The sequence below is a fragment of the Bacillus sp. 2205SS5-2 genome (assembly GCF_037024155.1).
Classification (GTDB): Bacteria; Bacillota; Bacilli; order Bacillales; family Bacillaceae_K; genus Bacillus_CI.
On the sequence record NZ_JAYKTS010000049.1, the window covers coordinates 1 to 20,667 of the forward strand.

Below are 20,667 nucleotides of genomic sequence, written 5' to 3' on the forward strand. Positions count from 1 at the left end.
CCAAACATAATAAGTGGTGATTACTCACTATCTTCATCAACCTTTATCTAGTTTTGAGAGTGTAATTTCAAAAAAACTCTTGAAAATTTCATAAAAGATAGTATAATAATACTTGTCTTTGAAGAATATGTCTGGTGGCATTAGCGAAGAGGTCACACCCGTTCCCATACCGAACACGGAAGTTAAGCTCTTCAGCGCCGATGGTAGTTGGGGGTTTCCCCCTGTGAGAGTAGGACGTCGCCAGGCGGTTACGGAGGATTAGCTCAGCTGGGAGAGCATCTGCCTTACAAGCAGAGGGTCGGCGGTTCGATCCCGTCATCCTCCACCAAAGATTTTTGCAAAGCAAAATATCTTTCCATAAAAATCTGAAAAGGTTTAAGTATTTGCAAAGTAAATAAAAATGTACTTAATTCAGATAAACTATTAACTCAACTTAAGATGCCGGTGTAGCTCAACTGGTAGAGCAACTGACTTGTAATCAGTAGGTTGGGGGTTCAAGTCCTCTTGCCGGCACCACTTTATAATTATTTATTATCGAGAGCCATTAGCTCAGTTGGTAGAGCATCTGACTTTTAATCAGAGGGTCGAAGGTTCGAATCCTTCATGGCTCACCATAGATTTTTACGTAGCAAAAGATCTTACCATAAATCTTTAGAGAACTTAATTTTTGCATAGCAAGAGATCTTACCTTATAGGTTTGATTGGATTGCCAAGTTAAAAATTAAACATTATACTATGCGGGTGTGGCGGAATTGGCAGACGCACTAGACTTAGGATCTAGCGCCGCAAGGCGTGGGGGTTCGACTCCCTTCACCCGCATCATTTAATTGCGCGGAAGTAGTTCAGTGGTAGAACACCACCTTGCCAAGGTGGGGGTCGCGGGTTCAAATCCCGTCTTCCGCTCCAGAAATACTTTGTGCCGGGGTGGCGGAACTGGCAGACGCACAGGACTTAAAATCCTGCGGTAGGTGACTACCGTACCGGTTCGATTCCGGTCCTCGGCACCATTTTTAAAATGCGCCCGTAGCTCAATTGGATAGAGCGTTTGACTACGGATCAAAAGGTTAGGGGTTCGACTCCTCTCGGGCGCGCCATATTACGGGAAGTAGCTCAGCTTGGTAGAGCACTTGGTTTGGGACCAAGGGGTCGCAGGTTCGAATCCTGTCTTCCCGACCATTTCCATCCGTATATTGGGGCCTTAGCTCAGCTGGGAGAGCGCCTGCCTTGCACGCAGGAGGTCAGCGGTTCGATCCCGCTAGGCTCCACCAAAGATTTTTGCAAAGCAAAATATCTTACCTAACATGCAAAGCAAAATATCTTACCTAACATGCGAAGCGGAAATCTACTAGTGAATTTTATTCACTAAATACATTTTATTGTTTTTATATTATGGCGGTGTAGCTCAGCTGGCTAGAGCGTACGGTTCATACCCGTGAGGTCGGGGGTTCGATCCCCTCCGCCGCTACCATAATGGATCCTTTATAAGATACTTGGACCTTTAGCTCAGCTGGTTAGAGCAGACGGCTCATAACCGTCCGGTCGTAGGTTCGAGTCCTACAAGGTCCACCATATATACGGAGGAATACCCAAGTTCGGCTGAAGGGATCGGTCTTGAAAACCGACAGGCGGGTTATACCGCGCGGGGGTTCGAATCCCTCTTCCTCCTCCATTTTTAATAACACTTTTATCGACGCGGGGTGGAGCAGTTCGGTAGCTCGTCGGGCTCATAACCCGAAGGTCGCAGGTTCAAATCCTGCCCCCGCAATACATTATATTGCCAAAACAAATTAATGATTGCTATTTTCGTTTTGTGAGTTTAATGATAGTTATTTTCGCTTTGCGAAAAAACTTTGGTCCGGTAGTTCAGTTGGTTAGAATGCCTGCCTGTCACGCAGGAGGTCGCGGGTTCGAGTCCCGTCCGGACCGCCATTTATATGGCTCGGTAGCTCAGTTGGTAGAGCAATGGACTGAAAATCCATGTGTCGGCGGTTCGATTCCGTCCCGAGCCACCATTTTATTTTGGCGATTGTGGCGAAGTGGTTAACGCACCTGATTGTGGTTCAGGCATTCGTGGGTTCGATTCCCATCAGTCGCCCCATAAAATTCATTAAGCGGGTGTAGTTTAGTGGTAAAACCTCAGCCTTCCAAGCTGATGATGTGAGTTCGATTCTCATCACCCGCTCCAATGGGCCTATAGCTCAGCTGGTTAGAGCGCACGCCTGATAAGCGTGAGGTCGGTGGTTCGAGTCCACTTAGGCCCACCATATTATTCCGCAGTAGCTCAGTGGTAGAGCTATCGGCTGTTAACCGATCGGTCGCAAGTTCGAGTCTTGCCTGCGGAGCCATACTGGGGAAGTACTCAAGTGGCTGAAGAGGCGCCCCTGCTAAGGGTGTAGGTCGCGCAAGCGGCGCGAGGGTTCAAATCCCTCCTTCTCCGCCAGTTTTAATTTAGGCCCGTTGGTCAAGCGGTTAAGACACCGCCCTTTCACGGCGGTATCACGGGTTCGATTCCCGTACGGGTCATAAAAGACATCTCAATAGATGTCTTTTTTTTGTCCATAATATTACTAGTACCGACTATTAGACGGTTACAGTTGCTTTCCTAGAATGTGTGCCTCAGGATGTGGGAAACTTCTCTGTTCTATAGTTTCTTCTTAGTGATCCATCAATTTCTAGAGAATTGCTCGCTCAGTTGGTTATTGCTACAAATTTGAGAAGGATTTTCGAATTTATATAAAAGGCTGGGTATAAGTTGTAGGTCATTTTAGTGATGCGCTTGAAAAGTGTTTTGTAGATTCTAGTGAATGTAAATTACTGTTGAACAGCCTGTAAACTATGATAGAGAATACCCTTGAGCTTTCGATGCTGAAGAAGACGAACGATTTACTATTTCAATCATTGCAAAGATTATGATGGGGAAAACTTACTTTATTTACTATTTTGCTCGAATGGCTAGAAAATTTCCGATTAGAGAATCAGAGGACGATGCAGCAACAAAGGGAGCCAACATAACGAAAAGAATAAACTTTAAAAACATCATAAAGGGTGTCTATCTATACATGAAGATGAATGAAAAATCATTAATGGGAGGGAAAGTCTAGGTTGTTGATTCAAACTAGAGTACAAATTTAATCTAATCTTTTTCGACGTTTAAAAAATTGCAATAAAGTTTCAGACATTCCAAGCTGTTGGAATGTCTTTTTTTACTCTTTGATACGAAAGTGGGTTTTGATGCTGATTATAGCGCGAAAAAGAACCCTCCCTAAAATGGCTAATCCACTTTTTAAAAAAGCAAACAGAATTCTTTTTTTGTAGGTTTCTTGTTTTTTGCCTGCACTTTCATAAAGTATATATTGAAAGTGAACACAGTCATAACAATACATATTTCCGCTAGATGCACCGCTGTGGCATCATTCTAACCGTCGGAAATGGTGGCCAGCTTGAGGTACGAAGATCATCTTAGTACATACCAAATCATCGTTGACTGAATGGATTAAGACTAAACCGCTAGACTCCATTTTCATCTATTGCATTGTCTGTGAAGGACATGGGGCTTTCGTATACATTGTTGCTATTGAATCTAATTTTAGATGCAATCTTTCAATTTGTTGTTAATATTCTTTAAAAATGGCTGTTTTAGCAAAAATTGTGGCTTTTCGAATCAGTTGATCATCTATGATATAGCCTAATTTCGGGCATCATTTTGTCTATTTTTGATGGAAATCAACATAGAAATGGAAGATTTAATAAAAAATATGATGAAATAGTCACAATGTATACGAAAAGAGCCTTAAAATAGATGAAAAAATGAACTGAAATTAAGCTATTCACCCGTCTATAGGCTGAGTTGAATCGCAACATTCTTAGTGAAAACAAGCACTTGAAAAAATATCTATAGAATTTGATTGATTATCAATCCTACTTAATAATAGAGCTTATATTTAAGCAATTGAAAGCCCTGAAGCTATTGCAAAAATATACTAGAAACTTGTTAACTGTCAAAATTGAGTTAACCCTATTATTGGAAATGTTCCTTTTTATAGGCTATAATAAAATTGAATATTTAGAAAATTATATAACTCCGAACAATAACTTCCTTCCAGAGACCCATTAAATTCTAAATTCTTTTATTGTATCAACAAATACTTCTAATCTTTTTTTACATTTTTCTACTGATTTCGTCAAACAACACTGTTGGAAGCGCTTAATAAAAAAAGTGAACCGTTTTCATAAAAATCGATGTGGCTTTTTGTCGAAAGTTCGAGAGTGATTATTGAAGGAGAATAGCTTTTCTAGAAGAATACCAATAAGTAGACCAAGAAATGCGTAGGTGAAGCTAATGACAACTATTTATCCAAGTCCTTATGATATTCATTTATTTCATGAAGGGCAATTATTTGAAGCATATCTAACCTTTGGGGCTCACGTTTTAAAGACAGGAGATGCATTATCAACCACGTTCTGTGTTTGGGCACCAAATGCTGAAACAGTGTCAGTAGTAGGTAGTTTTAATTCATGGAAAGCTGATGAATTAAAAATGAAAAAAATTACTGAAAGTGGGATATGGTTTGTAAGTTATCCCTCTTCTCTTAAAGGACATGTTTATAAGTATCAAATTCTCACAAACGATGGAAAAACGTTGTTAAAAACGGATCCATTTTCATTCTTTGCGGAAAAACGACCGAACACTGCTGGGATAATCTGTGGAGAGAGTGAATTTAAATGGGACGATGAGCATTGGCTTTTTATGAGAAGAAAAGAGCCTGTTTATGATAAACCTTTGTTTATTTATGAAATTCATTTAGGGACTTGGAAAGTCAAAGGTAAAGAATTATTTTACACATATGCTGAGATTGCTGATGAACTTGTCCCTTATTTAGTTGAGCATGGTTATACTCATGTAGAGATTATGCCAATAACGGAACATCCTTTTGATCGTTCCTGGGGATATCAAAGCACAGGCTATTTCTCTCCAACCAGCCGATATGGAACTCCAGACGACCTAAGATACCTTATCAACAAATGCCATTTGCATAATATAGGGGTTATTTTAGATTGGGTACCAGGTCATTTTTGTAAAGATGAACATGGACTTTATCGATTTGATGGCTCGTATCTTTTTGATTATTCTAAAGAACACGACCGGGAGAATTATTTGTGGGGAACAGCAAATTTTGACTTAGGAAAAAATGAAGTACAAAGTTTTTTAATTTCAAGCGCACGCTATTGGCTTGAGGAATTTCATGTTGATGGTTTTAGAATTGATGCGGTTGCAAATATATTATATTGGGCTAACCAAGAATCACTTGTTCCAAATGAAGGTGCCATAGACTTTTTGAAGAAATTAAACTCTGCAATTTTCGAAGTGGAGCCTAATGCATTAATGATGGCTGAGGACTCAACGGATTGGCCACAAGTTACCTCCCCAGTTCATTATGGAGGATTAGGCTTTAATTATAAATGGAATATGGGTTGGATGAATGATGTGTTGAAGTATATGGAGACCTATGAGGGCGATCGAAAGCATGTACATTCTTTGTTAACTTTTTCATTGTTATATGCTTTTTCTGAAAACTACGTTTTACCGCTATCTCACGATGAAGTTGTGCATGGTAAAAAGTCATTATTAAGTAAAATGCCTGGAGATTATTGGCAGAAATTTGCGCAACTTCGTCTCTTATTGGGATATTTAGTCGCTCATCCAGGAAAGAAGCTTCTCTTTATGGGTACTGAATTAGCACCTTTCTCCGAATGGAAAGATCTCGATCAAATTGATTGGCATTTAGAAGATTATGACATGCATAAGGCGTTTAATGCATACATTAAAGAGTTGTTGCATTTTTATAGAGAAATTAATCCATTTTTTGAAAAGGACCATTTATCGGATGGTTTTGAATGGATTGATGTTGATAATAATGAGCAAAGCATTCTAAGTTTTATGAGAAAAGGTAAAAAGAAAGAGGATTTTGTAATTGTCATTTGCAATTTCACAAGCAATGTATACCACCACTATAAAGTGGGCGTGCCAAATGCAGACTATTATATTGAGCTGTTTAACAGTGATCATCAGCGCTATGGTGGGTCGGGTCAGATTAACGAGAATGATATAGCCGTAGTTAGCGAATCATTTCACGACAGACCAAAAACGGTAGAAATAACGATTCCACCTTTTGCAGTAGTTTATCTTCAGCCAGTTTATCAAGTGAGAGGAGAAAGGACATAATGGGAAAAACAAAGTGTGTAGCCATGTTATTAGCTGGAGGAAAGGGTAGTAGACTAAGTTCATTAACAGAGAGTTTAGCAAAGCCTGCTGTACCTTTTGGAGGGAAATATCGAATTATTGATTTTCCTTTGAGTAATTGTACAAATTCAGGAATTAATACGGTGGGTGTTTTAACACAATATCAACCTCTCGTTTTAAATACTTATATTGGAATTGGTAGCGCTTGGGATTTGGACCGGAAAAATGGTGGGGTTACCGTGCTACCTCCATATAGTGAATCATCGGAAGTGAAATGGTATACAGGTACAGCTAGTGCCATTTATCAAAACTTAAATTATATCGAACAATACGATCCTGAATATGTTCTTATTTTATCGGGTGATCATATTTACAAAATGGATTACGACAAAATGCTAAATTACCATATTGAATCTAAATCGGATGTAACTATATCTGTTGTCGAAGTACCGTGGAATGAAGCGAGTCGTTTTGGCATTATGAATACAGACAAAGATTTTAAAGTACTAGATTTTGACGAGAAGCCTGAAGAGCCTCGAAATAATTTAGCCTCAATGGGGATCTATATTTTCAATTGGTCGTTGTTAAAAGAATGTTTAGAATCAGATGAAAGAAACTCTCAATCTAGTAATGACTTTGGCAAAGATATTATTCCGAAACTTATAGAAGAAGGCAAAAATCTTATGGCCTATCCTTTTACTGGTTATTGGAAGGATGTAGGAACAATTCGAAGCCTATGGGAAGCAAACATGGATTTACTACGAGATGACTGTGATTTGAATCTATTCGATTACTCATGGCGAGTATATTCAGTCAATCCAAATCAACCTCCTCAATATATATCAGAGCAAGCAGTTGTAACAGAGTCTCTAGTGAATGAAGGATGTATTGTTGAAGGAACAGTTATCCATTCAGTTTTATTTCATGGAGTTGAGGTAAAAAAAGAAGCAGTCATTAAAGATTCAGTTATTATGCCAGGTGCAGTAATCGGGAAAGGTTCTTACATTCAAAATGCGATTGTTCCAAGTGACGTTAAGGTTCCAGCAGGGACTTTCATTGCAGCAAAAGATGACGAAGATGAAATTATTTTAGTTACCGATTCATATTTGAAGGCTGTTTTAGAAGAAGTTTAAATAACATCATAAGAATGGGGGAGAAATTATGAATAAAGCAATGATTGGCATTATTGACGCAACCACATTTCACGATACTCTCGAAGACTTACTTTTGCATCGTTCCCTAGCAGCGGTTCCATTGGCGGGGAGATATCGATTAATTGATTTTGTTTTATCAAATATGGTCAACTCAGGAATGGAAAGTGTGGCAATCTTTCCAAAATATCAGTATCGCTCGTTGATGGACCACTTAGGTTCAGGAAAAGATTGGGATTTAAGTCGCAAGAGGGATGGTTTATTTTTCTTTCCTGCACCAGCTTTGGAAAGCATCGAGGAGGGGCTCGATTCCTTCAATCATTTTGCACATCATATAGATTATTTTAAAAGAAGTCATCAAGACTTTGCTGTCATTAGTAACTGTTTCAGTGTTAGTAATATGGATTTTTGTCAGATACTAGATCGTCATATTGCAGAAGAATGTGACATCACAGTTGTCGAGCAAAAGGGGAATCCACTTGATATTTTTATTTTATCAACCTCCCTTCTCATTTCTTTAATTGAAAATCGATCAAATACGGGTTACTCCTGTATGCATGATGTATTAGAGGATGTGAAAAGTCAATACAGTGTAAATACGTATGAGTATGTTGATTATGTGAAGAAAATTGAGAATATCAACGATTACTACGATGCCAATATGGAGATACTATCACCTTCAATATGGAAGCACTTGTTTACTGACAATAACCCTATTTATACAAAGGTTAAAGATGAACCGCCAACCCGTTACACAAAGGAGTCACTGGTTCGAAACTCTATGGTGGCGAATGGTTGTCTGATTGAAGGAGATGTAGATCATAGTGTTGTGTTCCGGGCAGCAAAAGTAGGAAAAGGTTCATCGCTGAAAAATTGCATCGTCATGCAAAAGAGCCAGATAGGTGAAAATTGTGTTTTAGAATCTGTTATTTTAGATAAAGATGTAAAGATAAAAGATAATGTGAAATTAATTGGAACGCCTGAAGAACCTATTGTGATTCGTAAAGGGCTTGTTCAAGGAGAGTTGATGAACTCGTGAAGGTATTATTTACAGTTTCGGAATGCGTCCCTTTCATTAAATCCGGGGGATTAGCAGATGTAGCAGGGGCCTTACCGAAAGAACTTTTAAAATTAGGAACGGATATTCGTGTTATTTTGCCCAAATATAAAGGGATTCCCCTTCAATATCAAGAGAAAATGAAAAAGGTTGCTGAGTTTGAGGTCCAAGTTGGATGGAGAAAGCAGTATTGTGGAATCGAACAACTAACATTAGATGGGGTTATCTACTACTTTGTAGATAACCTATACTATTTTGAACGGGACACATTGTATGGTCATTATGACGATGGAGAACGCTTTTCATATTTCACACGAGCGGTTCTTGATAGTTTCCCTTATTTAGATTTTTTCCCTGATTTGATTCATTGTCATGATTGGCATACAGCGATGATACCATTTTTATTAAAAGTAGAATATATCCATCGCCAAGGTTATCATTTTATGAGAAGCATGTTCACTATTCATAATTTACAATTTCAAGGCATCTTTCCGAAGACAGTTTTATCGGACCTATTAAGAGTCGACCAGAAGTACTTCAATTCTGATCAATTAGAATTTCATGGAAATATGAATTTTTTAAAGGGAGGTTTACTAGCTGCAGATATAATCTCTACCGTGAGTCCAACATATCGTGATGAGATATTAGAAGATTATTATGGCGAGAAAATAAATGGTGTTTTACATGAAAGAAAAAGTCAACTAGTTGGGATATTGAATGGTATAGATGATACGATCTATAATCCGAAAGAGGATTCAACCATAATTCCGTACACTGTCGATTCTCTTGATAGCAAAATGGAAAACAAAAGAAATTTACAGATAGAATTTGGTTTGCCCGTGAGAGATGATGTTCCAATCATTGCTATCATTTCACGATTAACAAAGCAAAAAGGACTGGACTTAATAAAAGCTGTTTTTCACGAAATGATGCAAGAAGATGTTCAGTTTATTTTACTTGGCACAGGGGAATATGAGTTTGAGCAGTTCTTTCGTCAAATGGAAGCAAAGTATCATGACAAAGTACGGTCACATATAGGGTTTGATGAGGTTCGAGCACACCGGATTTATGCGGGCTCTGATTTGTTTTTAATGCCATCAAAGTTTGAACCATGTGGACTAGGTCAAATGATTGCTATGAAATATGGGGTCTTGCCACTAGTACGGGAAACCGGTGGGTTAAACGATACAGTGAATTCTTACAATGATGAGACCGAGGAAGGAAATGGTTTTTCTTTTACTAATTTTAATGCACATGACATGCTCTTTACTTATCAAAGAGCACTCCACTTTTATCGAAAACCAGCGATATGGGCATCCATTGTCAAACAAGCTATGAATAAAGACAATAGTTGGGCTCAATCAGCATATAAATACAATCAGCTCTATGCAGAGCTCATATCTAGGAGTGAGAGTCATGTTTTTTGATAAAAGTGAGTTTAAAGAGGCATTCTTAAAAAGACTAGAGATGAGTTATGGAAAGGCATTCCCTCACACAACAAAACGTGATCAATTTCATACGTTAGGACATATGATTAGAGAATACATTAGTATGAATTGGATTCATACTAATGAGCATTACAGGCTACAAAATCAAAAGCAAATGTATTATTTATCAATTGAATTTTTATTGGGACGACTCTTAGGGCAGAATCTCATTAACTTAGGAATCTACGATATCGTGAGCGGAGGACTGCAAGATTTAGGAATTGATTTAGATGATTTAGAAGAAGTCGAATCCGATGCAGGACTTGGGAACGGGGGGTTAGGTAGACTTGCCGCTTGTTTCATGGATTCGCTAGCCTCGCTCGACTTGCCTGGACACGGGTGTGGTATTCGATATAAACACGGTCTGTTTGAACAGAAAATTGTTGACGGTTACCAGGTAGAACTCCCTGAGCAATGGCTTCGTCATGGTCATGTTTGGGAGGTAAGAAAACCAGATTTGACTGTAAATGTCCCGTTTTGGGGAAGAGTAGAGTCATATGTGGATGAAGAAGGAAACTTGCGATTTGAGCATCGTGATGCTGAATATGTTAGTGCTGTTCCTTATGATATGCCCGTTGTAGGGTTTAAAAATTCTACGGTAAATACATTAAGATTGTGGAGCGCCGAGCCTTCTCGGTATCATGCTCACAAAGACATGATGAAATATAAGCGAGATACAGAGGCAATAACTGAATTTCTATATCCAGATGATACTCATGACGAAGGAAAGATTTTACGCTTGAAGCAACAGTATTTCTTGGTATCAGCAAGTATTCGTACGATAGTAGATTCATATCTTGCAAGAAATGAAAAGATTGAGAATCTTTCAGAATATGTTGTAATTCACATCAATGATACTCATCCTGTTCTTGCGATTCCAGAGTTAATGAGAGTACTGCTTGATGAGTATCGACTAAAGTGGGAAGATGCTTGGGAGATTGTTACGAAAACATTTTGTTATACGAACCATACGACGTTATCGGAAGCATTAGAAAAGTGGCCAATATCCATTTTTCAACCACTTTTGCCAAGAATCTACTCGATTGTTCATGAAATTAATGAGCGTTATTGTCATAACCTTTGGGAAACATACCCAGATGGGTGGGATCGAATCGAAGACATGGCAATTATTGCACATGGCCAAGTGAAAATGGCCCATCTGGCGATTGCAGGGAGTTACAGTGTGAATGGCGTTGCAAAAATTCATACCGAAATATTAAAGGAACGGGAAATGAATTTATTTTATCAATTTTCCCCAGAGAAATTTAATAATAAAACAAATGGAATAACACATAGACGTTGGTTATTAAAAGCAAATCAGGAGCTCTCAAATTTAATTTCAGAAACAATAGGCCCGGAGTGGGTTCATACACCAGAAAAATTAGCTCAATTACAATCTTTTTCTACCAATGGTGTTTTTCAAGAGCAGCTTGCAAAGGTAAAGCGTCTAAAAAAAGAAAAATTAGCTCATCGTATTTATCAGCAAAATGGCATTTCGGTTGATGTGAATTCTATTTTTGATGTACAAGTAAAAAGGTTGCATGCTTATAAGAGACAGTTATTGAATGTACTCCACATTATGTATTTATACAATCGTATAAAAGAAGATCCTACTTATAATATGCAACCACGCACGTTTGTTTTTGGTGCTAAGGCTTCACCTGGATACTATTATGCGAAAAAAATCATTAAATTGATTCATAGCGTAGCCAAAAAAGTTAATGAAGATCCATTCGTCAGAGAAAAAATCAAAGTAGTCTTTTTGGAGAATTACCGTGTTTCATTGGCGGAAGATATCTTTCCAGCGGCAGATATAAGTGAGCAGATATCAACGGCCAGTAAGGAAGCTTCAGGGACTGGAAATATGAAATTTATGATGAATGGTGCTCTTACAGTTGGCACATTGGACGGGGCCAATATTGAGATTTTAGAAAAAGTGGGAAAAGATAATATTTTCATTTTTGGTTTAACAGCGGATGAGGTGCTAAGGTATTATTCTCAAGGAGGTTATTCTTCCATGGAATACTATCATCACGATGAAAGAATTCATAGCGTTGTGAACCAATTAGTGAATGGGTTCTTTCCAGAAATGGAATCGGAATTTGAACCAATTTTTGATTCTCTTCTAGTGGAGAATGATTACTATTTTGTTCTTAGGGATTTTTCCTCTTATATTGATGTACAAGAACAAGTAAATGAGACATATCAGAAACCTTCATTATGGTTGAAAAAAAGCACAGAGAATATTGCGGGCTCAGGTCATTTTTCTAGTGATAGAACGATTGAAGAATACGCAAATGATATCTGGAATATTAATCGTTACTCTTTCCAAAAATCATAACAAAGAATGAGATCCATCGAAATGTTTTATCAAAAGGTTCGTCTAATCTAGTGGAGAGAACAAAGGAGAAAGAACTAGAGATGGGGGAGAGTATGAATATATACGATTTGGGGATGATTGTATATTTACTACTGATCATTATTGGGCTGCCTATTTCATATAAATACGCGTCATCTATGATGAAACGGACTGGATTCTTTTTTTTTCATCTAATTGTTGCTTGTGGGATGTTATTATCTCTAGGAATATTAGCAACCATATCTTGGCTGGTTTTTACATTCGATGGTAATGAGTTTTTATTTTTTGGTGGGGCAACAATCGGTGTCATTACGACGGTATCTTGTGTGTTTATGCTTGGAAGTGTTTTAATCATAAGAAAAAATACTGTGTTGAATCTTGAAAGAGAGGGAGCATCGACTGAGAGAAGTGGGGCTAATACACCCGATTCAAAAATCATTTAAGTTTAAAAAAATACTTGAAGCAATGTAGTCAATAACCTCACTTTGTTGTAAGAAATTATTCTGGATAAAGAGAAAAAAATCAGTGGATGCCCACTGATTTTTTTTATTTATCTTTATCGAGATAGCTGTCACCATGTTTGTATGGAATATCACCAAGTGGTGATTCCAACTGTTCATCATCTAGCATTTGTTCGTACTCATCGTGTTTTTTTGAAGGATAGACGGATCTAGTTTCTCCAGAAATATCTGTTGCAGAAAAAGATTCGTAGGTTTCAGTAAAACCTTCTAGATCGGAGTTGCTTTCTTGGTAAATTTCATCATAGCCTTCTAAATCTCCCTTAAAATCTGATGGGGTTTCAGAAGTACCAAATTGAGCCACTTCTTGAAAGCTATCCTGATAATCCAATGTTTCATTTTGTCTTCTTTTAATAAAAGAATTACCATGAGGGGGTTCTAACACTTGCTCTTCGACAGGTCGGTCATCAAGCTTAGTCTGCTCTTTGCTATGTTCTTTACAATAGAGAGTCGTCGGTAAGACTTCTAGTCTTTCGTAAGGGATATCTTCATGACACGTTTGGCATTTTCCGTATGATCCATTGTCCATAGCTTGAAGAGCGGAATGAATTTTGGTTAAATCACTTTCGGCATGTTCATTTAATGCGAAATCCTTTTCTCTATCGAATAATTCTGTGGCCATATCAGCAGGATGGTTATCATAAAGAGAGAGTTCACCTACGCTATCTCTTTCATTTGTGTTCTTCATGCTTTCTGCGTCTTGATGTAAATGTTCGTTAACTTGTTCTTTTTGGTGTACTAGTTCACGTTTTAATGATTGTAATTGTTGATGAGTTAGCATTTTGTCACTTCCTTAATTAATGGGAATTCTCCGGTTAGTATTCACTGACTAGCCTAAAATTACTATACTGTTTCTCTTATTTCTTTATCCTTGTGGATGAAATATAAACATCATTGACATTAAGTAGAGTGAAACTTTTAGCAGCTAGTTCCGATTTTTACAGAATAAGAAAAGTGAAAAACCCTACAGCATCACGTCCCATAAAACCTCTGCGAATTGGGCTATTTCTAAAAAGCTCTTTTCGCATGCTTTGTTGCTTTTGACACAAAGAAAAAACAGGCAGTAGTTTTTTTCGATTGATTTCTTCCTTTTTATCTAGAAATGAAGAATTTTTCATTAGGAAAGGCTGTTTTCGCAAAGATTGTGGCTTTTCGAACCAGTCTATAAATGGTGATATCGCTTTGTTTCGGGCATCATTTCGTCTATTTTTGAGGGGAATCAACAGTGAAATGGGCGATTTAATCAATAATCAGATGAAATAAATAGCCACAATGTATACGAAAAGAGCCTTAGGAAAAGAGCACGAAGTCATACAAGTCAAGAGATTCATTCTTAATCGAAAGCCACAATCTTTGCGAAAACAGCCTTCTAAAAAGAGTGTTACATGTAACTTCGTATATTTCGTTAAAAATAATTAAAGAGCATCTTTTTCGTATTTAATTGGATCAAATGACTGTAAAAAATGAAGAAATTCACTGAAAATACAACAATATAAACAAAAGAAGCCGTTGGAATGAAGGATCATTGTACAACAGGATAAATAAGTTAGTCTCCCTGAGGTGGGTTGGAATTTGCTGAAATGTAATAAAGGCAAATTGGAGGATTAATGCAATAGAATCGATATATATATAGGAAAAAGTAATAAAAAGACGAACATTTTAATGTTCGTCTCAGAGGGTCAGGTTATTGCAAAAGATAGCCGATAAATAAACCAATCGATAAAAGAAAACCAAAAATTGTGTTTGTTTGGGCAGTTGCCTTCATTGCGGGCATCATTTGGAGCGGAATCGATTTTCCAATAAATCCTTTTGTTGCTTTTACGGCTTTAGGGATACTCAAAAAAGTAAGCAGAAGCCAAGGTGAAACAAGTTGGGTTCCAACGAGTATCGTTACCCAAATGTAAGAGAGAATGAAAATTCCAGCTAAAAGGTATATCGCTTTTTTTCTGCCAATTAGAATAGCGATAGTTTTTCGTCCACTCTCTTTATCCCCATCTAAATCACGAATATTATTTGCTAAAAGGATTGCTCCCACTAAAAGAGCAATTGGGATTGAAATTAACCAGCTAAGACCGTTAATAAATCCTGTTTGAATATAAAAAGAAAGTAAAATAATTACCACACCCATAAAAAATCCAGCTGTAATTTCACCAAAAGGGGTGTAGGCAATCGGTCTAGGTCCACCAGTATAAAAGTAGCCCGCCGCCATACAAATAAGACCAATAACAGCAATCCACCACGTGGTATGGTAACAAATGTATAACCCTAAAAATAATGCAAAGCCGAAAAGGGAAAAAGCGAGAAGTTTGACTGTGCTTGGTTTTACCCCATTTCTTACTATGGCTCCACCAATACCGACAGAGTTTTCGTGGTCCAACCCCCGTTTAAAATCATAGTACTCATTAAACATGTTCGTAGCTGCTTGAATGAGGATGCTTGCAAGAAGCATTGCGAAAAATAAATCCCATCGTAAAGATGTGTAATTCAGGGATAGTGCACTACCTAGTGCCACGGGTATAAAGGCGGCTGTTAATGTATGAGGGCGTGTTAATTGCCACCAAATTCTCCATCCTTTATCCGCTTGAATAGTTGTTACTTCCATTTATCGTCTCTCCCTTTAATGTGAGATAATGTAGTAAAAAGGGCATAGTATATATACACTTACTTTACAAATCTAAGTGTAGGAAAAGCAACGGAAAGTGTCAATAACTTTTCACAATTAATAAAAGGTAAGTCTTTCTGAATTTGTTTAAGTGAACCCGTTTTCATTCATTCTAAAAAGGGTTTAGTATATAATAAGGATATAACTTGGTGCTACTTAGCGTAAGCATTGACACCATATAGGTGCAGGTGTATCTTTAAAGAAGTTTTAGGACACCGCATACGGCTTGTTTGGGGGGATTCACTTGACGACAGTCCAAAAAACGTTTATACAAGCTTCATTTGATGAAGCATTGATTAAAGCAAGACAAGATAATCGGCCAATTTTACTTAGTTATGTTCGTAAGCTTAGAGAAGCCGATCCCCTTTCCTTCTATCACGCTGGAAGTAACCTCTACCAAGGAGAGCGGTTTTTCTTCAAAGATCCAAATAGTTCATTGTTTTTGGTCGGTTTAGGAAATGCTTTTAGTATTAGATGTGGACAAGGAGTCGATCGGTTTTCACATATTGAAAAGCAGTGGGAAGGTATAACAAAAGAAGCGTTAACTTATAATCCTTATGAAATAAGAGGGACAGGTCCATTGATTTTTGGTGGATTTACGTTTGATCCGCAACGTGATCAAGAACCAGAATGGTCACAATTTTCTCAGGCCATTTTTCAACTGCCAACTTATTTATTATCAGTCAATCATGGAGAAGCCTATTTGACGACAAACATGATAATCACTGGACATGAGCATGAAAGCGTGCTGTTGCGACATCAACAACAAGTGGACGCGCTTTTAAATAACTCATCATCTGAGGTGTCAGTTCCTAAAATTGACCAATTAGAAGAAATTCGACCGGAGGAATGGAAAAAGTCTATCCAAAATGTGACTGATCGCATGAAAATGGAAGATTTAGAAAAAGTTGTTCTCGCCAGAAAAATGAAGATGACGTTTTCTGATAAAATATCCTCTGATTACTGTATTGAACATTTATACAAAGAACAAAAGGAAAGCTTCGTATTTAGCTTAGAAGTTATGAACAGTTGTTTTATCGGAGCAAGTCCCGAACGATTATTAAAGAAAAAAAATTCGATGATTTATTCTACTTGCTTGGCAGGGTCCATTGGTAGAGGACAAACTGATCAGGAAGATAAGGTACTCGGCAACGAATTGCTTCATGATGAGAAAAACTTGCATGAACACCAATTAGTGGTAGAAATGATTCAACAATCAATGGAAAGATATTGCGAACAGGTACAAGTTCCCTCGCCTCCGACTTTATTAAAAATGAGAGATATTCAACATTTGTATACTCCGGTTATGGGAAAAGATAAACAAGGACAATCCCTTTTTCAATTATTAAAGAGCTTTCATCCTACTCCCGCTTTGGGCGGAGTTCCTCGAGAGGCAGCGATGGAGGTTATTCGAACAGTAGAAGAAATGGACAGAGGGTTTTATGCAGCTCCGATTGGATGGGTCGATGCAGAAGGAAATGGTGAATTTTCAGTCGCCATTCGATCAGGTCTTCTCTACAAAAATGAATCGTATTTATATTCTGGGTGTGGGGTGGTAGCTGATTCTACACCAGATAGTGAATATGAAGAGACGGCTATAAAATTTCGTCCTATGCTTCGTGCAGTAGGAGGGGTCATACATGAATCATAAAGAGGCATTAACAGCCTATTCGGCTGGGATTGTTCACCAACTCATTGAATCCGGAGTTGACAAGGTCGTCGTTAGTCCAGGATCTAGGTCAACTCCACTCGCTCTTATGTTAGCTGAACATCCTAACATGGAGCTTTATATTAACATTGATGAAAGATCTGCAGGTTTTTTTGCTTTAGGTCTTGCGAAGGCCTCACATACTCCAGTTGCAATTCTTTGTACGTCGGGTACTGCGGCTGCAAACTATTTTCCCGCTATTATTGAAGCCCGCTATAGTCGGGTTCCGTTGATTGTATTGACAGCAGACCGCCCTCATGAACTTAGAGAAGTAGGTGCGCCACAGGCAATTGATCAAGTAGATCTCTACGGTAAGCATGTGAAATGGTTTGTGGATTTGCCTATTCCAGAAGAAAATCCAGCTGTATTGAGCTTTGTTCAATCAGCGATAAAGCGAAGTGTACTAACAGCTATCGAAGCCCCTTCTGGTCCTGTGCATCTTAATATCCCATTTCGTGAACCACTATTGCCGGATCTCGCTCTTGCTAAAAACTACTTTATCTCAACTGATCAAGGCTTTTACATAGGTAAGAAAAGAATATCAAGTGAGATAGCAGAAAATTTGGCTAAAGAGTTGAATGAGAAACAAAAGGGATTGATTATTTGTGGTCCAATGGAAAATAGTCGCCATGTGAAGTCGATTATTCAGCTAGCTAAAAAGCTACAGTTTCCGTTGTTGGCCGACCCACTCTCCTATTTAAGAGGGAGTTACGAGGATGAAATCATTGGATGTTACGACTCTTTTTTACGAGTGGAAGAATTAGGACGCCAATTGGAACCCGATCTCGTCATTCGTTTTGGAGCGATGCCTGTATCGAAAGCATTATCGACCTTTTTACAAAAACAAAAAACCATACCTCATTGGATTATCGACCCAGGAAGTGATTGGAGAGACCCTAATAGTAGCGGTAGACAAACAATTTATGCAGATGAATCTCTTTTTTGTGAAGATATTCTCTCCTACTTGGCCGAAGGGAACACTTCTGAATGGTTAGAAGGCTGGAAAGTAGCCAATCACATAACAATGAAAGAAATAACCTCTTTGAAAACATTGGATTCCATTGATGAAGTCACCCTTTTTTCGACATTAGGAAAAAACCTTCCTCCTTCTTCAACTCTTTTTGTTGGAAATAGTATGCCAATAAGAGATATGGATACCTTTTTTCAAGCAACGGATCAGGATATCACTGTGCTGGCAAATCGCGGGGCGAACGGCATTGATGGGATAGTTTCAGCCGCTCTGGGAGTCGGTGCTGTTAAACCAAACACGTATTTAATTATTGGCGATTTATCCTTTTTCCATGATTTAAACGGGCTTTTGGCAGCAAAAATGAACAAAATCAATATCACCATTATTTTGATCAACAATGATGGAGGAGGAATCTTCTCCTATTTACCACAAGCAAAGGACCCAACCCATTATGAATTACTATTTGGAACACCGACAAATATTGACTTTAAAAAGAGTGTTGAGCAATTTGGTGGTCAATTTGTCTCCGTCCAAACGAGAGATGAGTGGGAAAAATCAATGGAATTAACTCGTTTCCAAGAAGGGATTTCGGTTATTGAAGTATGTAGAAGTAGGTCTGAAAGTGTCGATAGTCACCGTTCTTTCTGGCGTTCTGTTTCCCAGGAAATAAGAAATTGGCTGGAAGTTGAAGAGCTTTGAGGATTTCTGTCGATGGGGTAGAGTACTATGTAAAGAGGGTAGGTAAGGGAGAAGCAGTAGTATTACTTCACGGGTTTACAGGAAACCATGCTACTTGGAGTGAAACTGCCTACTTATTGAGCAAATCCTATCAATGTATTATGATCGACTTGCTTGGTCATGGGAAGTCTGATTCTCCCCATGAGGTGGAGCGATATTCTTTTGAAAGTTGTGTTCAGGATATACAAAGGATTTTATGTGAGTTAGGAATAGAGAAAACGCATATAATCGGCTATTCGCTGGGTGGGCGCTTAGCTCTCGGATTTGCGGTTATGTTTCCGTCTATGATTTCGTCGCTAATTTTGGAAAGCACCTCTCCTGGGCTTCAAACGGAACAGGAAAGAAGCTTGCGCCGAGAAGATGATGAAAACTTAGCCTGGAAAATCAGACATAAAGGCTTATCTTGGTTTGTTGACTATTGGGAGAACATCCCTCTATTTCAGTCACAGAAGAGTCTCCCTCAATCATCTCAACTAAAGATCAGGAGGCAACGATTGAGCAATAACCTAAATGGCTTGAGGAATAGCCTGCTAGGTATGGGAACGGGACGGCAACCCTCGTATTGGGGAGATCTTTCTAAACTATCCTTCCCTGTTTTTCTAATGGCGGGTAGGCTGGATGAAAAGTTTTGTTCGATTGCCCGCAAAATGAACAATCATCTCCTGTATGGGTCACTTTGTCAAGTAGAGAATGCGGGACATGCAATACATGTGGAACAATCTCAAAAATTTGGTACAATAGTAGAAGAGTTTTTGTTTAATACATAAGGAGGATTTAAAATGGCTTATGAATGGGTAAATGAAAGAAAGTATGAAGATATTTTATATGAAACACTTCATGGAATTGCGAAGATTACGATAAATCGACCAGAAGTACGTAATGCTTTCCGACCTAAAACCGTTATGGAACTCATTGATGCATTTGCGTATGCACGCGACGATTCACATATTGGTGTAATTGTTTTAGCTGGTGCAGGTGACGATGCATTTTGTTCAGGTGGAGACCAAAAGGTTCGTGGACATGGTGGCTATGTTGGTGAGGACCAAATTCCTCGCTTAAATGTACTAGATCTGCAAAGGCTTATTCGTGTAATACCAAAACCAGTCATTGCAATGGTGTCTGGCTATGCAATCGGAGGAGGGCATGTCCTTCATATCGTATGTGATTTAACAATCGCTGCAGATAACGCTATTTTTGGTCAAACGGGTCCAAAAGTGGGGAGTTTTGATGCTGGTTATGGCGCAGGTTACTTAGCTCGTATCGTTGGACATAAGAAAGCACGTGAAATTTGGTTCTTATGTCGCCAATATAATGCACAAGAAGCACTTGATATGGGACTTGTAAACACAGTCGTACCTCTAGAGAAACTTGAAGAGGAAACAGTGCAATGGTGCAAGGAGATTCTTGAAAAAAGCCCAACGGCTCTTCGTTTCTTAAAAGCGTCATTAAATGCAGATACAGACGGCTTAGCGGGTCTACAACAAATGGGTGGAGATGCAACCCTACTTTATTACACAACAGAAGAGGCGAAAGAAGGTCGAGATGCTTTCAAAGAAAAGCGAAATCCCGATTTTGGTCAATTCCCTCGTTTTCCTTAATACATTTAGAGCTTGGTGGGTTTACTCCATCAAGCTTTTTTATAGGCTCTTTTATACGAAAATGGGTTTTGATGCTGATTTTGACACAAAAAAGCACCCTCCCTAAAATGGAATGACCATTTTTAAAGATTGGCTATGGCACCATTACTTGATTTAAGCTGGTTTTGATTTTTGGATA

General features: G+C 38.3%; 12 protein-coding genes, 21 tRNA genes and 1 rRNA gene. 32 read left to right on the forward strand and 2 right to left on the reverse strand.

What is annotated here, in order from left to right; all coding sequences use genetic code 11:
• Positions 1-130: 130 nt before the first annotated feature.
• From rrf to U8D43_RS19945, 28 genes are all read left to right on the forward strand, one after another.
• Positions 131-246 (forward strand): 5S ribosomal RNA (gene rrf / locus U8D43_RS19810).
• A 6-nt stretch (positions 247-252) separates the two neighbouring features.
• Positions 253-328, forward strand: a tRNA-Val gene (locus U8D43_RS19815).
• A gap of 112 nt (positions 329-440) precedes the next feature.
• Positions 441-516, forward strand: a tRNA-Thr gene (locus tag U8D43_RS19820).
• 22 nt (positions 517-538) lie between these two features.
• Positions 539-614, forward strand: a tRNA-Lys gene (locus U8D43_RS19825).
• Between the two features lie 123 nt (positions 615-737).
• Positions 738-819, forward strand: a tRNA-Leu gene (locus U8D43_RS19830).
• Positions 820-831: 12 nt separating this feature from the next.
• A tRNA-Gly gene (locus tag U8D43_RS19835) sits at positions 832-906 on the forward strand.
• 12 nt (positions 907-918) lie between these two features.
• Positions 919-1,007, forward strand: a tRNA-Leu gene (locus U8D43_RS19840).
• Positions 1,008-1,017: 10 nt separating this feature from the next.
• Positions 1,018-1,094, forward strand: a tRNA-Arg gene (locus tag U8D43_RS19845).
• A 5-nt stretch (positions 1,095-1,099) separates the two neighbouring features.
• A tRNA-Pro gene (locus tag U8D43_RS19850) sits at positions 1,100-1,176 on the forward strand.
• Between the two features lie 16 nt (positions 1,177-1,192).
• A tRNA-Ala gene (locus tag U8D43_RS19855) sits at positions 1,193-1,268 on the forward strand.
• Between the two features lie 123 nt (positions 1,269-1,391).
• Positions 1,392-1,468: transfer RNA gene (locus U8D43_RS19860), tRNA-Met, on the forward strand.
• Positions 1,469-1,492: 24 nt separating this feature from the next.
• Positions 1,493-1,569, forward strand: a tRNA-Ile gene (locus U8D43_RS19865).
• A gap of 7 nt (positions 1,570-1,576) precedes the next feature.
• A tRNA-Ser gene (locus U8D43_RS19870) sits at positions 1,577-1,669 on the forward strand.
• A gap of 22 nt (positions 1,670-1,691) precedes the next feature.
• Positions 1,692-1,765: transfer RNA gene (locus U8D43_RS19875), tRNA-Met, on the forward strand.
• Between the two features lie 87 nt (positions 1,766-1,852).
• Positions 1,853-1,929, forward strand: a tRNA-Asp gene (locus U8D43_RS19880).
• 7 nt (positions 1,930-1,936) lie between these two features.
• Positions 1,937-2,012: transfer RNA gene (locus tag U8D43_RS19885), tRNA-Phe, on the forward strand.
• 10 nt (positions 2,013-2,022) lie between these two features.
• Positions 2,023-2,098, forward strand: a tRNA-His gene (locus tag U8D43_RS19890).
• 13 nt (positions 2,099-2,111) lie between these two features.
• Positions 2,112-2,185 (forward strand) — tRNA-Gly (locus tag U8D43_RS19895).
• Positions 2,186-2,187: 2 nt separating this feature from the next.
• Positions 2,188-2,264, forward strand: a tRNA-Ile gene (locus U8D43_RS19900).
• A 6-nt stretch (positions 2,265-2,270) separates the two neighbouring features.
• Positions 2,271-2,345, forward strand: a tRNA-Asn gene (locus U8D43_RS19905).
• A gap of 4 nt (positions 2,346-2,349) precedes the next feature.
• A tRNA-Ser gene (locus U8D43_RS19910) sits at positions 2,350-2,440 on the forward strand.
• A gap of 11 nt (positions 2,441-2,451) precedes the next feature.
• Positions 2,452-2,523 (forward strand) — tRNA-Glu (locus U8D43_RS19915).
• 1,816 nt (positions 2,524-4,339) lie between these two features.
• Complete coding sequence (gene glgB / locus U8D43_RS19920; RefSeq protein ID WP_335872896.1) at positions 4,340-6,223, forward strand: 1,4-alpha-glucan branching protein GlgB; 1,884 nt, start codon at positions 4,340-4,342, stop codon at positions 6,221-6,223.
• Positions 6,223-7,374 carry a glucose-1-phosphate adenylyltransferase gene (locus U8D43_RS19925; RefSeq protein WP_335872897.1) on the forward strand — a complete coding sequence of 384 codons (1,152 nt, stop codon included), beginning with the start codon at positions 6,223-6,225 and terminating at the stop codon, positions 7,372-7,374. Before glgB ends, U8D43_RS19925 begins: the two co-directional genes overlap by 1 nt.
• A 28-nt stretch (positions 7,375-7,402) precedes the next feature.
• Entirely contained in the window at positions 7,403-8,431 is a 1,029-nt protein-coding gene (locus tag U8D43_RS19930) for a GlgC family sugar phosphate nucleotidyltransferase (protein WP_335872898.1), read from the forward strand.
• Positions 8,428-9,876, forward strand: a complete 1,449-nt coding sequence (glgA, locus tag U8D43_RS19935) for a glycogen synthase GlgA (RefSeq protein WP_335872899.1) — start codon at positions 8,428-8,430, stop codon at positions 9,874-9,876. Before U8D43_RS19930 ends, glgA begins: the two co-directional genes overlap by 4 nt.
• Entirely contained in the window at positions 9,866-12,277 is a 2,412-nt protein-coding gene (locus tag U8D43_RS19940; protein WP_335872900.1) for a glycogen/starch/alpha-glucan phosphorylase, read from the forward strand. Before glgA ends, U8D43_RS19940 begins: the two co-directional genes overlap by 11 nt.
• Positions 12,278-12,369: 92 nt before the next feature.
• Positions 12,370-12,738 (forward strand): hypothetical protein, encoded by a 369-nt coding sequence (locus U8D43_RS19945; RefSeq protein WP_335872901.1) that lies wholly within the window; start codon positions 12,370-12,372, stop codon positions 12,736-12,738.
• A 103-nt stretch (positions 12,739-12,841) separates the two neighbouring features.
• Here U8D43_RS19945 and U8D43_RS19950 read toward each other — a convergent pair whose 3' ends face one another.
• Together U8D43_RS19950 and U8D43_RS19955 are read right to left on the reverse strand one after the other, a co-directional pair.
• On the reverse strand, positions 12,842-13,594 hold the full coding sequence (locus U8D43_RS19950) for a TraR/DksA C4-type zinc finger protein (RefSeq protein WP_335872902.1): 753 nt from the start codon (positions 13,592-13,594) through the stop codon (positions 12,842-12,844).
• Positions 13,595-14,497: 903 nt separating this feature from the next.
• Positions 14,498-15,415, reverse strand: a complete 918-nt coding sequence (locus U8D43_RS19955) for a 1,4-dihydroxy-2-naphthoate polyprenyltransferase (protein ID WP_335872903.1) — start codon at positions 15,413-15,415, stop codon at positions 14,498-14,500.
• Positions 15,416-15,719: 304 nt separating this feature from the next.
• Between U8D43_RS19955 and U8D43_RS19960 the strand changes: the two genes are divergently transcribed.
• The 4 genes from U8D43_RS19960 to menB are packed head-to-tail and all read left to right on the forward strand — an operon-like array spanning position 15,720 to position 20,489.
• Positions 15,720-17,126 carry an isochorismate synthase gene (locus U8D43_RS19960; protein ID WP_335872904.1) on the forward strand — a complete coding sequence of 469 codons (1,407 nt, stop codon included), beginning with the start codon at positions 15,720-15,722 and terminating at the stop codon, positions 17,124-17,126.
• Positions 17,116-18,852 (forward strand): 2-succinyl-5-enolpyruvyl-6-hydroxy-3-cyclohexene-1-carboxylic-acid synthase, encoded by a 1,737-nt coding sequence (gene menD / locus U8D43_RS19965; RefSeq protein WP_335872905.1) that lies wholly within the window; start codon positions 17,116-17,118, stop codon positions 18,850-18,852. The genes U8D43_RS19960 and menD overlap by 11 nt, the downstream gene beginning before the upstream one ends.
• Entirely contained in the window at positions 18,849-19,658 is an 810-nt protein-coding gene (gene menH / locus U8D43_RS19970) for a 2-succinyl-6-hydroxy-2,4-cyclohexadiene-1-carboxylate synthase (RefSeq protein ID WP_442893638.1), read from the forward strand. The genes menD and menH overlap by 4 nt, the downstream gene beginning before the upstream one ends.
• A 12-nt stretch (positions 19,659-19,670) precedes the next feature.
• Complete coding sequence (gene menB / locus U8D43_RS19975) at positions 19,671-20,489, forward strand: 1,4-dihydroxy-2-naphthoyl-CoA synthase (RefSeq protein WP_335872906.1); 819 nt, start codon at positions 19,671-19,673, stop codon at positions 20,487-20,489.
• Positions 20,490-20,667 lie beyond the last annotated feature (178 nt).

Bases quoted from the DNA above. Each gene is read 5' to 3' on its own strand.
- glgB (WP_335872896.1), top strand. From the start codon at position 4,340: ATGACAACTATTTATCCAAGTCCTTATGATATTCATTTATTTCATGAA.
- U8D43_RS19925 (WP_335872897.1), top strand. From the start codon at position 6,223: ATGGGAAAAACAAAGTGTGTAGCCATGTTATTAGCTGGAGGAAAGGGT.
- U8D43_RS19930 (WP_335872898.1), top strand. From the start codon at position 7,403: ATGAATAAAGCAATGATTGGCATTATTGACGCAACCACATTTCACGAT.
- U8D43_RS19940 (WP_335872900.1), top strand. From the start codon at position 9,866: ATGTTTTTTGATAAAAGTGAGTTTAAAGAGGCATTCTTAAAAAGACTA.
- U8D43_RS19945 (WP_335872901.1), top strand. From the start codon at position 12,370: ATGAATATATACGATTTGGGGATGATTGTATATTTACTACTGATCATT.
- U8D43_RS19950 (WP_335872902.1), bottom strand. From the start codon at position 13,594: ATGCTAACTCATCAACAATTACAATCATTAAAACGTGAACTAGTACAC.
- U8D43_RS19955 (WP_335872903.1), bottom strand. From the start codon at position 15,415: ATGGAAGTAACAACTATTCAAGCGGATAAAGGATGGAGAATTTGGTGG.
- menD (WP_335872905.1), top strand. From the start codon at position 17,116: ATGAATCATAAAGAGGCATTAACAGCCTATTCGGCTGGGATTGTTCAC.
- menB (WP_335872906.1), top strand. From the start codon at position 19,671: ATGGCTTATGAATGGGTAAATGAAAGAAAGTATGAAGATATTTTATAT.